General features: G+C 60.6%; 12 protein-coding genes. 9 read left to right on the forward strand and 3 right to left on the reverse strand.

Annotated elements, in window-relative coordinates; translation table 11 throughout:
- The gene (locus INS80_RS12270; protein ID WP_192965908.1) at positions 1-738 is read left to right on the forward strand and encodes an aspartate/glutamate racemase family protein; all 738 of its coding nucleotides are present in this window, start codon (positions 1-3) and stop codon (positions 736-738) included.
- Here the strand turns inward: INS80_RS12270 and INS80_RS12275 are convergent, their stop codons facing one another.
- The 3 genes from INS80_RS12275 to INS80_RS12285 are packed head-to-tail and all read right to left on the reverse strand — an operon-like array spanning position 739 to position 3,835.
- Positions 739-1,800 carry an ABC transporter substrate-binding protein gene (locus INS80_RS12275; protein WP_192965909.1) on the reverse strand — a complete coding sequence of 354 codons (1,062 nt, stop codon included), beginning with the start codon at positions 1,798-1,800 and terminating at the stop codon, positions 739-741.
- Positions 1,770-3,173 (reverse strand): sensor histidine kinase, encoded by a 1,404-nt coding sequence (locus INS80_RS12280; RefSeq protein ID WP_192965910.1) that lies wholly within the window; start codon positions 3,171-3,173, stop codon positions 1,770-1,772. The genes INS80_RS12275 and INS80_RS12280 overlap by 31 nt, the downstream gene beginning before the upstream one ends.
- The gene (locus tag INS80_RS12285) at positions 3,170-3,835 is read right to left on the reverse strand and encodes a response regulator transcription factor (protein WP_192965911.1); all 666 of its coding nucleotides are present in this window, start codon (positions 3,833-3,835) and stop codon (positions 3,170-3,172) included. Before INS80_RS12285 ends, INS80_RS12280 begins: the two co-directional genes overlap by 4 nt.
- 118 nt (positions 3,836-3,953) lie before the next feature.
- Between INS80_RS12285 and INS80_RS12290 the strand changes: the two genes are divergently transcribed.
- The 8 genes from INS80_RS12290 (at position 3,954) to arsB (ending at position 12,352) form a co-directional block, all read left to right on the forward strand.
- Positions 3,954-4,934 (forward strand): Bug family tripartite tricarboxylate transporter substrate binding protein, encoded by a 981-nt coding sequence (locus INS80_RS12290; RefSeq protein WP_192965912.1) that lies wholly within the window; start codon positions 3,954-3,956, stop codon positions 4,932-4,934.
- Between the two features lie 96 nt (positions 4,935-5,030).
- Positions 5,031-5,525 carry a tripartite tricarboxylate transporter TctB family protein gene (locus INS80_RS12295; protein WP_192967273.1) on the forward strand — a complete coding sequence of 165 codons (495 nt, stop codon included), beginning with the start codon at positions 5,031-5,033 and terminating at the stop codon, positions 5,523-5,525.
- Position 5,526: 1 nt separating this feature from the next.
- A complete protein-coding gene (locus INS80_RS12300) occupies positions 5,527-7,044 on the forward strand; it encodes a tripartite tricarboxylate transporter permease (RefSeq protein ID WP_192965913.1) in 1,518 nt (505 codons plus the stop codon).
- Positions 7,045-7,177: 133 nt separating this feature from the next.
- Positions 7,178-8,089, forward strand: coding sequence for an MBL fold metallo-hydrolase (locus INS80_RS12305; protein WP_192965914.1), 912 nt, complete (start codon positions 7,178-7,180; stop codon positions 8,087-8,089).
- Between the two features lie 132 nt (positions 8,090-8,221).
- Positions 8,222-9,082, forward strand: coding sequence for an arsenate reductase/protein-tyrosine-phosphatase family protein (locus INS80_RS12310; RefSeq protein WP_192965915.1), 861 nt, complete (start codon positions 8,222-8,224; stop codon positions 9,080-9,082).
- Positions 9,079-10,077, forward strand: a complete 999-nt coding sequence (locus INS80_RS12315; protein ID WP_192965916.1) for an ArsJ-associated glyceraldehyde-3-phosphate dehydrogenase — start codon at positions 9,079-9,081, stop codon at positions 10,075-10,077. Before INS80_RS12310 ends, INS80_RS12315 begins: the two co-directional genes overlap by 4 nt.
- Entirely contained in the window at positions 10,074-11,339 is a 1,266-nt protein-coding gene (arsJ, locus tag INS80_RS12320) for an organoarsenical effux MFS transporter ArsJ (RefSeq protein WP_192965917.1), read from the forward strand. Before INS80_RS12315 ends, arsJ begins: the two co-directional genes overlap by 4 nt.
- A complete protein-coding gene (gene arsB, locus INS80_RS12325; RefSeq protein WP_192965918.1) occupies positions 11,336-12,352 on the forward strand; it encodes an ACR3 family arsenite efflux transporter in 1,017 nt (338 codons plus the stop codon). Before arsJ ends, arsB begins: the two co-directional genes overlap by 4 nt.
- Position 12,353: the final 1 nt, after the last annotated feature.

The following is a 12,353-nucleotide window of genomic DNA, read 5'->3' on the forward strand; positions in this document are numbered from 1 at the left end:
ATGCAACGGGGTGGAAAGACGGTCTATGGTGCGTCGGTTGGCATCTTGATGCTGGAGACGCAGTTTCCGCGCATCCACGGGGATATGGGCAATGCCGCAACCTGGGATTTTCCGGTGCAGTATCGGGTTGTCGACGGGGCTACGCCGGAACGAGTTGTGCGAGGCAATCCTGCTGAGCTTACAGATAGGTTCATCGCCGCTGGGCGGGATCTGGTGCGTGCGGGGTGCGATGGGATCACAACAACCTGCGGGTTTCTGTCCCTGATCCAGGAGGATGTCAGGTCTGCACTGGGCGTGCCGGTTGCCACGTCCTCTTTGATGCAGGTGCCGATGGTTCAGGCCCTTCTTCCTGCTGGAAAACGCTGCGGAGTAATTACGATTTCTGCAACATCGCTTGGAGTGGAGCATCTCATGGCCGCGGGTGCACCAGCGGATACGCCCATTGTCGGCACGCAGGACGGGCGATGCATGACACGCCAGATTCTGGCGGACAGGCCGGAAATGGATTTCGCAGCCTGTCGTCTGGATATGATCGATGCCGGAAAAGCGATGATGCGGCAGCACTCGGACGTGGGCGCGATCGTGCTGGAGTGCACCAACATGGCGCCATATGCGCGGGATTTGCGCAAGGTCACCGGGCTGCCCGTCTACTCGATCTACAGCTTCATTTCATGGTTTCAGTCGGGCTTGCAGCCCAGGCGCTTTGACCTGGATCTGGACGATCCGCGGTACGTTTGATCACGGCACCTTTGTCTCATCCTGCGTAATCGCGCTGCGCCACTCGGCTAGAAACCGCGTGCGCTTTAGCTTGTCCAGATAGACCAGCAGTCCGGGGCCAAGTTGGATGGGGCGGTAGGGCGCACCTTGCCTGCCCGATGCAGCCGGGTAGCGATCAAAGGGGTATGCGGGATCCGGAGTCTCGGACCAAGCGGCTTCGAGGAGATGGTCGACAAAGGCACCGGCCTCTTTTTCAAGCTCGGTGTCTTGCAGGATCACGGCTGTGCGCAGCATCATGTTTGTATAGTCCTGTGGCTCCACCACGACGATGCGATTGGCCAGGTCGGCGCGGGCCAGCGCATAGCTGCCAAGCACGTTGTAGGCGATGGCCAGATCTCCGCGGGCGATGTCCTCTATCATCTGGCCCGAGCAGCAATAAAGCCGCGTTTCAAGGCCGCCAAAGATCTCCATCAGCCGCCAGAAGGAATCGGACGTGCGTGCATCTTGCGTGGCGAAGAGATATCCAAGCCCGCTGGCGGTGATGTCATAGGTGCCGATCCGCCCGCGGAACCTGTCAGGGTGGCGGCGCAGAAGCGTGATCAGTTCTTGCCGGGTCTTGGGCAGCTCCAGCCCGGTAAAGGCCGCGCGCGATAGAAGCAGGGCGGCGGGCTCCTGCGAGAAGGCAAAGACATGTCCGCGCCAGCTGGCCCAGTCCGGCATCTGAGCTGACACCGCAGGCACACGGCGGCGTGTATAGCCGTCATTGGCCAGTTTGGTCTGCAGGTCCATCGCCGAGGAGATGGCGATATCAAACTGCGGCTGCCCTGGCTTAGGATGGGTGATGGCGGTCATCAGATCGGCGCTGCTGAGGGTGGTATATTCGATCGCAATCCCTTGCGTATCTGCAAGGAAACTCTCGATCAGCGGCGCGAGCACATCCGTGTCGGTCGTCGAAAGAACCCGCAAGGCGGGGGCATCCGGCGGGCCGAACCTGCGGAATTCCTCGACTTCAAAAGCACGAGCGGGGGCAGCTAGGGCCAGGAAGCTGCAGATCAGCGCAACGGAAAGGATAAGGATACGCATGCGCCTGCTCCCGCGCCTGATGGTTCAATGATCAGCCTGCCGCCATGGGCCTCGGCCACTTCGCGTGCGATGGTCAGGCCAAGTCCAGAGCCGATTGTGCCCGCCGCATTGCTGCCGCGCACAAAGCGCTGCGTCAGGGCGGCGGTATCCTGTCCCGGTGGAAATCCACCGGCCTCGTCGGTGACCGAGATGATCACATCCAGCGGGCCCTGCCGCACATCAATCAGGACGCTGGTCTCGGACGGGGCATATTTTATGGCGTTGTCGAGAATATTGCGCACTGCGTTCTGGATCAGGATGGCGTCGCCGGGGATGGCCGAAACGCCCGCGCAAAAGAATTGCAGATCGATATCCTTGAGATCCGCCACCGGGCGCAGCCGGTCTACCAGATCACGGGCCAGAACGTCCAGATCGACAGGTTTGCGCTCCAGGCTGTCGGTGCGAAAGGTGACCATCGCATGATCCAGAAGCTGTCCCGCCGCACGAGAGCTTTCGTCAATGGCCCGGATCATCTCCCGCAAAGATGCCCTGTTCTCTGTCTTGTCCACGCGCCGCAATGTGATTTCGGCCTGCGCTCGGACAGTGGCGAGAGGGGTGCGCACACGGTGCGCCGCTTCGGCGATAAAGTCTTCGGATCGCGCCAGCGAGACCCGCAGCCGCTCAATGAACCGGTTGAGCGAATGGACAAGCGGCGCCATTTCGCTTGGCACCGCGTGACGCACCGGGCGCAGGTCTTTTGGCCCGCGGCGAGACACCACACCGGTCAGTGCATGAAGCGGCTGCACGCTGGATTGCGCGGCCCAGATCCCGATGAGCGCGGAAACCAGGAAAAAGCCGCCTCCAAGCATCAGCGCCCAGCGGGTCAGCCGAGCCAGTTCCGCGGTCTGGCCTTCACGGGTCTGGGCGACGGTGATTTCGATATCGGCCGGACCGCTGTCCAGTGACAGGCGCCGCGCCAGTGTCACCACACGCAGACTGGTCCCGCGATAACCCACGGTCGAATAGACTGGTGATCCGGAAATCGGGCGCTGCGCCGGAGCGGGCAGATCCTCATAGCCGGTCAGGATCCTTCCGTTGTTGCGCACGCTGTAGAACACCCTGTCATCGCTGACGTTGCCCAGCATGGAAAGCGCTGCGTAAGGGATGTCCAGGGTGATTTCCCCTGCCTGTACCCGAAGCGAGTCCATGATCGATGTTGCGGAGGCGAAGAGGATGCTGTCGTGGGTACGTTGCGAGATGTCGCGCACAAAAATCAGCACGACAAGAAACAGAACCAGGGCCAGAAAGGCCGCGCTCAGCAACAGGCGAAACGTCAGGCGCCGCACGAGGGAGCCGCTGGTGCGCAGGTCCGATGCAGGGTGCGGCAGGGTCATTGCAAAGAGATCCTGTAGCCAAGACCGCGCACGGTCACGATCGCGGCACCGGATCCTGCCAGCCGCTTGCGCAGGCGCGCCACGTAAACTTCGATGGCGTTTTCTGAAACCTCTTCGTCATAGGAAAACAGCCTGTCGACCAGCTTTGCTTTGGAAAAGATCCGTTCCGGCGCGTTGAGAAAGATCTCGAGTAGGCGAAGCTCCTTGTTGCGCAAGCGTACGGGTCGGCCTGCCACCAAAAGGGTTCCGGCCAGTGGATCAAAGACCAGATCCCCGAACCGTTGCTGATTCGAACTGTTGCCGCCATGGCGGCGCAGGACGGCGCGGCAGCGGGCTTCAAGCTCGGAGAAATCGAAGGGCTTGGTGATGTAATCGTCGGCGCCAAGATCCAGAACACCAACCCGGTCCGAAACCTCAGAGCGGGCGGTCAGCACGATAACGGGTGTTTTTCCCTGGCGCGCTCGATGCGCCTTGAGGAAGCTTCGTCCATCGCCATCAGGCAGCATAATATCTAGCAAAATCAGATCGTAATCCGTGGTGTCGGCAAACGCCTCGGCATCTTTTGCGCAAGGTGCATGGTCGACGACATGGCCATCCATCTGCAGGCGATCGCTGATGGCGCCCGCGAGGCTCATATTGTCTTCTACCAGCAAAAACCGCACCTGTTGCTCCCTGTGGCTGACAGCCTTTGATCGGTCCGTGACAGGTCCGTGTCAGCTTTGCGTGTTCTTTTCAGTCATGAGCGGCTCAGCCGCCATTTGTCAAATGGGAGGACAACAGATGACATTGACCCTGACCCGCCGGGCCCTGATGGCCGCGGCGACAGCGACCCTTGCTCTTGGCGCGCCTGTAATGGCTGAGGAGGGCAAACTCGACAGCATTCACTTCCTCATCCCCGGCGGCGCAGGTGGCGGCTGGGACGGGACCGCCAGGGGGACCGGAGAAGCGCTGACCAAAGCAGGCCTCGTTGGAACCGCGTCGTTCGAGAACATGTCTGGTGGCGGCGGTGGCAAGGCCATCGGCTATCTGATCGAGAATGCCGAAAGCAATCACGGCACGTTGATGGTGAATTCAACGCCGATCGTGATCCGTTCGCTCACGGGCGTGTTTCCGCACAACTTCCGCGATCTCACCATGGTGGCGGGCACCATAGGGGACTATGCGGCGATCGTTGTCGGCAAAGACAGCCCTATCAATTCCATGAGCGACCTGATCGCCGCCTACAAGGCAGATCCGCGCGGCACTGCGATTGGGGGCGGCTCGGTGCCCGGCGGTATGGACCACCTGGTCGCGGCCATGGTGATGAAGGCGGCGGGCGAGAATCCGACCCAAGTGAAGTACATTCCCTATGATGCCGGCGGCATGGCCATGGCGGCGTTGCTGTCCGGGGAGATTGCGGCGCTTTCCACCGGCTTCTCCGAAGCCATCGACCTCGCCAACGCGGGTGAGGTGAAGATCATCGGCGTCACCGCAGACGACCGCGTGCCGGCCTATGCCGATGCCATGACCATGAAAGAGCAGGGGATCGACGCAAGTTTCGTGAACTGGCGCGGGTTCTTTGCAGCCCCTGGCCTGCCGGAAGAGCGCAAAGCGGCCTATCAGGCGGCCATCGCCAAGATGTATGACACGCCGGAATGGGAAGAGGTTCGCGCCCGCAATGGTTGGGTCAATATCCATAACAGCGGTGACGACTTTGAAAAATTCCTCGCAGAACAGGAAGAAGTCATCAAATCGCTGATGCAGGAACTCGGGTTCCTCTAAGCCCTTGTATCCTATCTGAGCGGTGCATCCGGGGCATCAATCGATCCGCCCCGGATGAGCCGTCTTCCCATTCCAGATCATACACCGGAGGACAGCATGGCGCTTGACCGATGGATCGCGCTGGTCATTCTCTTGATCAGCCTCACCTATGGCTATGCGGCCTATTTCACCATGGACGCAGGCCTTCCGCCTTTCATGAAATTTAATGCCATCTGGCCCAGTACCTTCCCCAAGGTTTTGTCCGTTCTCGCGGCTATCTGCGCGGTGATCCTTCTTGTGGGGCCACAAAAGGGGGACAGTGGCCCCAAGGCAGGAGACATCGATCACCGTCGCCTTGGCGAATACAATCTTGGCCAGGCACTCGCACTTTTGGCGCTGATGGTGGCCTATGCGCTGCTTTTGCGTCCGGCCGGTTTCCTGATTTCGACGGTCGCCTTCCTGACCCTTGGTGCGGTCATCCTTGGCGAGCGCAAACTGCACGTCCTATTGCCCATCGCTGCGATTGCGGCGGGCGGGGTCTGGTATCTGGTGCAAGAGGTGCTGGGCATCTTTCTCAGCCCCTGGCCCATCTTCTTTGGCGTAGGAGGCTGACATGTTCGAAGGTATCATGATTGGCCTGTCCAGTGCCTTTTCCCTTACCAACCTCATGATGGTAATTGGCGGCTGCCTGATCGGCACCTTCATCGGGATGCTGCCGGGGCTTGGCCCGATGAGCATCATCTCGATCATGATCCCGGTGGCGATCACCATCGGCGATCCGTCGGCGGCACTCATCCTTCTGGCCGGTGTTTACTACGGTGCGATCTTTGGCGGCTCGACCTCGTCAATCTTGATCAATGCGCCGGGCGTGGCCTCGACCGTGGCGACCTCTTTTGACGGCTACCCGTTGGCGCGCCAGGGCAAGGCCGGCAAGGCGCTGACCGTAGCAGCGATTTCGTCGTTCTGTGGCGGCAGTATAGGCGCGGTGCTGCTCATGATCTTTGCCCCAGCTTTGGCGACCGTGGCACTCCTGTTCCATTCGGCCGAGTATTTCGCGCTGATGGTGGTGGGGCTTTCGGCCATCGCGGCTTTTGCGGGGACGGGGCAGGTGGTCAAGGCGCTTTTGATGACGCTCCTGGGTCTCATCATGGCCACGGTAGGAGAGGGCGCGCTCTTCAACATGCCTCGATTTACCATGGGGATCATGGACCTTCAGTCAGGCTTTGGGTTTATCACGCTGGCCATGGCGATGTTCGCCCTGCCCGAAGCGCTGTACCTCGTGCTTGACCCGAGCCGCTCCAAGACCGAAGGCGGAAGCAAAGAGATCAAGGATCTGCGCATCACCAAGGACGAAGCGCGCTCCATTGCTCCGGTGATTGGACGTCAGTCCGTGCAGGGCTTCTTGATTGGTGTCTTGCCGGGGGCAGGGGCCACGATTGCCTCCTTCCTTGGCTATGCGGTGGAACGCAACATTGCGCCCAAGGAAGAGCAAGAGCAATTCGGGAAAGGATCTGTCAAAGGTCTCGCCGCGCCGGAAAGCGCCAACAACGCGGCCTGCACCGGATCTTTTGTTCCACTCTTGACCCTGGGCATTCCGGGGTCTGGTACCACGGCGATCCTCCTGGGCGCGCTAATTGCGCTCAATGTCTCTCCGGGGCCGCGCCTGATGATCGACGAGCCGCAAATCTTCTGGGCAGTGATCATCTCCATGTATGTGGGCAACCTGGTTCTTCTGGTGCTGAACCTGCCGCTGATCCCCTATATTGCCAAGGTGCTGGCGGTGCCGCGTAACTACCTGATCCCCTTCATCCTGTTCTTTACCCTGATGGGGGCCTACATCGGGCAGAACAACGCGACCGAGTTGTTGATCCTTGTTGGCCTTGGGGTCTGCGCAACCCTTCTGAGGTTTGCAGACTACCCGCTGGCGCCCTTGCTGATCGGCTTCATCCTTGGCTCGATGCTGGAGGACAACTTTGCCCGCGCGATGCAGCTTTATGACGGAATGGGCTTCCTGCTGGATCGACCCATGACGCTGGCGCTGCTGGTTTTGGCTGGTCTTCTGGTGCTGCTGCCGAGCTACCGTGCCCGGCGCGCCCGGTTGAGGCAGGTGGGCGTCTCGGACGGGGACTGACCAAAGGACCGGCCCCCGGTTATCGCACTTTGGGGTCGGTCTATACTATGTGCGTCGGATGGTCCTCTGTCTGGCGACTGGCAGCTCTGGCAGGCTCGCGTGTGAATGCGCGCAGATGCCGGGAGGGCACTAAATGAAATCTCTTTCCCTGACCCTTGTGCTGACGGCTGTGCCGCTGGCGTCCGTCGCGGATGTGCTGCAGGTTCAGCAGGTCACAGAGGATGTATGGGCTCTGGTTGGCCCGCACAGCCAGCGCAATGCCGAGAACCTTGGCAATAATGCCACCTTCGGCGTGGTGGTGACGCGCGAAGGGGTCGTGCTGATGGATCCGGGCGGGTCCTGGAAGGGCGCGGCGATGATCGATGCCGCCATTGACCAGATCACCGATCAGCCGGTCACGCATGTGATCGATACCGGCGGGCAGGATCACCGCTGGCTGGGCAATGGCTATTGGCAGGCCCAAGGCGCGACGGTGATTGCTTCCGAGCCCGCCGTAGCCGATCAAAAGGACCGCCTGTCCATGCAGATGACGATGCTCTCGCAGCTCATGGGCGATGAACTGGCCGGGACCGAGCCAAGCTATGCCGATGTCACCTTTGATACCGATCATGGGCTGTCCCTTGGTGGTTTGACTTTCCAGATCATGCACCGCGGCCAGGCCCATACGCCGGGTGACAGTTTCGTCTGGCTGGAAGAGCGGAACGTGATGTTCACAGGCGATATCGTCTATGTGGAGCGGATCCTGGGCGTCGGGCCGCAGTCCAATGCCAAAAGCTGGATCCAGGCTTTTGATGCCATGGCCGCCGTTGAGCCCACCCATGTGGTTCCGGGTCATGGCCGCGCCACAACGCTGGAGCAGGCCCGCGCCGATACCTACGATTACCTTGTGAACCTGCGCAGCCGGATCGGGGAGTTGATCGAAGAGGGCGGCGATATCATGGAAGCGCCGGAGATCGATCAGTCCGCCTTTGCGGGTCTTGAGCAGTTCGACAGCCTGGCTGGGCGCAATGCGCAAACCGTCTATGAACAGATGGAGTGGGAATAGCCCGGCACTCCACGCTTTGATGTTCGAACCTGCCGCCTCCGTTTCGGGGGCGGTATTTCTATCAGCCACCGTCATGGGAGTGTTACAAAAGCTTCACTGTATTAGCCCCATTATTTCGAATATTCATGAAATATGGAAAAAATGATTCCCTCTCGCCTCACCACCCTCGGCCATCCACAGCGATTGGCCCTGTTCCGGCTGCTGATGCGCCGCTACCCGGATCGTCTGCCCGCCGGTGAAATCGCCGAGGTGCTTGATCTGAAGGCCAGCACCCTGTCGGCCTATCTGGCCTCGCTGATGCAGGCCGGGCTGGTGACCCAGCACCGGGTTGGGACATCGCTGCTTTACATGATCAACATGGCAGCGGTGCGACAGACCTTTGACTACCTTTTCCTGGATTGTTGCCGCGGGCGCCCCGAGATCTGCGCGCCCGTTTCCATCTCCTCTGACACGGGACAGGCTGCTATGACTGGACAGATATCTAACGGGAAGAAATACAACGTTCTTTTCATCTGCACGGGCAATTCTGCCCGCTCAATCTTTGCTGAATGCCTGTTGCGTGATCTCGCGTCGGATCGCTTCAATGTCTACTCCGCAGGGACGCGCCCGCAATCGGATTTGAATCCCTTTGCGCTGGAGGTGCTTGGCTCCAAAGGTCATGACACCGCACATCTGCGGGCCAAGAACACGACGGAGTTCACCGGAGAGGATGCCCCCCAGATGGATTTCGTCTTCACCGTCTGCAATCAGGCCGCCAACGAAGAATGCCCGGCCTGGGATGGCCAGCCGATCAGCGGCCATTGGGGCATGCCGGACCCGGTGAAGGCCGAAGGCACCGATGCCGAGAAAAGCCTCGCCTTCCAGCAGGCCTATGGCGCGCTGAAGCGCCGGATCGAGGCCTTTGCCGCCCTTCCCATCGAAACGCTGGACCGCATCGCCCTGCAACGGGCGGTGGATGAGATCGCCAGCCAGCCACAGGACACATTCCAATGACCACCTATGCAGTGAACGGCCTTGGCCGGATCGGAAAACTGGCCCTGAAACCCTTGCTCGAGCGGGGGGCGCAGATCGCATGGATCAACGACGCGGTGGGCGATCCGGAAATGCATGCGCATCTCTTGGAATTTGATACGGTGCACGGGCGCTGGGACGCGGAGTTCTCCCATGATGCCGACAGCGTCACGATCAATGACATGCGTCTGCCCTTCATTGGCACATCCGACCTGACCGAGCTGCCCCTCGACGGTGTCGATGTGGTGATCGACTGCACCGGCGTGTTCAAGTCCGAGGCCAAGCTTGCCCCCTATTTCGAGGCGGGCGTGAAAAAGGTCGTTGTGTCGGCCCCTGTGAAGGACGGCGATGCGGCCAATATCGTCTATGGGGTCAACGAGGGCACCTATGATCCGGCGCGCCATCGTATCGTGACTGCGGCGAGCTGTACCACCAACTGTATCGCGCCGGTGGTCAAGGTGATCCACGAAAACCTGCGCATCCGCCATGGATCGATCACCACCATCCACGATGTGACCAACACTCAGACAATCGTGGACCGACCCGCGAAAGACCTGCGCCGGGCGCGTTCGGCGCTCAATTCGCTGATCCCCACCACCACCGGCAGCGCCACGGCGATCACGCTGATCTACCCGGAGCTAACCGGGCGTCTGAACGGCCATGCGGTGCGGGTGCCGCTTCTGAATGCCTCGCTGACGGACTGTGTGCTCGAGGTGGAGCGCGAAACCACGGCAGAAGAAGTCAACGCCCTGTTCAAAGAGGCTGCCGAGGGAGAGCTTGAGGGGATCCTGGGCTACGAGACCCGTCCGCTGGTGTCGACCGACTACACCAATGATCGGCGCTCTTCGATCGTGGATGGCCCCTCGACAATGGTGGTGAACGGGACGCAAGTGAAGATCTATGCCTGGTATGACAACGAAATGGGCTATGCTTGGCGCCTGGTCGATGTGGCCCTGATGGTGGGGGCGTCGCTGTGAGCCATCGCCCCGAGGGTCTTTCGGCCTATATGGCGGTGACGGCGGCCTACTGGGCCTTCATGCTCACCGATGGGGCGCTCAGGATGCTGGTGCTCTTGCATTTCCACACGCTGGGGTTCTCCCCGGTGCAGCTGGCCTATCTGTTTGTGCTCTATGAGATCGCCGGCATGGTGACGAATCTGTCAGCAGGCTGGATCGCCGCGCGCTTTGGTCTGGCGGCGACGCTTTATGCTGGGCTGGCGCTGCAGATCGTGGCCTTGGCGGCGCTGACGCAGCTAGATCCCAGCTGGGCCATTGGCGCCTCGGTCGTCTTTGTGATGTGCGTGCAAGGCATTTCGGGCGTCGCCAAGGACCTCGCCAAGATGTCATCGAAATCGGCGGTGAAGCTCTTGGCGCCATCTGCAAACGGCGGGCTGTTTCGCTGGGTGGCGGTGCTGACCGGGTCGAAGAACGCGGTAAAGGGGCTGGGGTTCCTTATAGGAGCGGCGCTCTTGGCAACGCTTGGCTTTTCCTGGGCGATCATCGCGATGGCCGTGGTGCTGGCTCTGGTCTTTGCCGCCATCGTGATGCTGATGCCGCCGGGGCTGCCCACGGGGCGCAAGGGCGCGAAGTTTTCCGAGGTCTTCTCCAAATCCGCCAATGTGAACTGGCTGTCGGCGGCGCGGGTGTTCCTGTTCGGCGCCCGCGATGTCTGGTTCGTGGTGGGCATCCCGATCTATTTCTACGCGGTCTTGTCGGATGGGTCAGAGGCGGGCAACCGCGCGGCATTCTTCATGATCGGCACCTTCATGGCAGTCTGGATCATCCTATATGGCGCGGTGCAAGCTTCGGCGCCCTGGCTCCTCGGCGCCGCACAACGCCCCGAAAGCGACTTGATCCGCGCCGCGCGCGGCTGGGCGCTGGCGCTGTTTACGGTGCCCGCTGCATTGACCCTAGCGGTTTGGATGGCCGGTGCACCTCAAACATGGCTGACGGCGGTTCTGGTCCTTGGCCTGCTGGCGTTTGGCGCGCTTTTTGCAGTGAATTCGTCCTTGCATTCCTATCTGATCCTCGCCTTCACCAAGGCCGAGCGGGTGACGATGGATGTGGGTTTCTACTATATGGCCAATGCGGGCGGGCGTCTTGCTGGTACGCTTCTGTCCGGTTTCACCTACCAGATCGGGGGACTTGCGCTTGTTCTGGGCACGGCGGCCATTATGGTGGGCCTGTCGGCGCTTGCTTCGGGCAAGTTGCACGTTGAGGGGGCAGAAGCCACGGCATGAGTATCTTTGAACGCTACCTGACCCTCTGGGTTGCCCTTGCCATGGCGGCAGGCATCCTGATCGGCAATGTGGCGCCTCAGCTGGTCGAAATGATCGCGGCGGCTGAAGTCGCGCGTGTAAATCTTGTCGTCGCCGTTTTGATCTGGGCGATGGTCTATCCGATGATGGTCGGGGTTGATCCGGCCGCACTGAAGGATGCGGTGAAGCAGCCAAAGGGGTTGGCTATCACCCTGACGGTCAACTGGCTGATCAAACCTTTCTCCATGGCGGCGCTAGGCGTTTTGTTCTTTGAGGTGGTTTTTGCGGACCTACTGTCTCCGCAGGATGCGCAGCAGTATATCGCCGGCCTGATCCTCTTGGGTGCGGCACCCTGTACAGCGATGGTCTTTGTCTGGTCGCAGCTGACGCGCGGGGATGAGAATTACACGCTTCTTCAGGTTTCGCTCAACGATGTGGTGATGATCTTTGCCTTTGCGCCAATCGTGGCCTTCCTTTTGGGTGTCACCGATATCGAGGTCCCCTGGGAGACGCTGGTGCTGTCGGTGGTCCTTTTCGTTCTGTTGCCGCTGCTGGCTGGGATCTGGACCCGGCGCAGGCTGGGAAATCTTGCGCAGATCGAAGCGTTTCAGGCGCGGATCAAGCCCTGGTCGGTGATCGGGCTGATCGCGACCGTCATGATACTGTTTGGCCTGCAGGGGCAGGTGATTCTGGATCGGCCCGAGGTGATTGCCCTGATCGCGGTGCCAATCCTTGTGCAGTCTTACGGGATATTTGCAATTGCCTATGGTGCTGCCTTTGCGCTCAAGGTCCCGCACCGGATAGCAGCTCCTTGTGCATTGATTGGAACGTCGAATTTTTTTGAGCTGGCGGTAGCCGTCGCGATTTCCCTGTTCGGGCTGAATTCGGGTGCGGCCTTGGCCACCGTGGTCGGGGTGCTTGTCGAGGTGCCGGTCATGCTGTCCCTGGTTGCATTCGCCAATCGCACCCGCAGCCGGTTTCCGGGGCCTTCGTAAC

It is taken from the genome of Phycobacter azelaicus (genome assembly GCF_014884385.1).
Taxonomy (GTDB): domain Bacteria; phylum Pseudomonadota; class Alphaproteobacteria; order Rhodobacterales; family Rhodobacteraceae; genus Phycobacter; species Phycobacter azelaicus.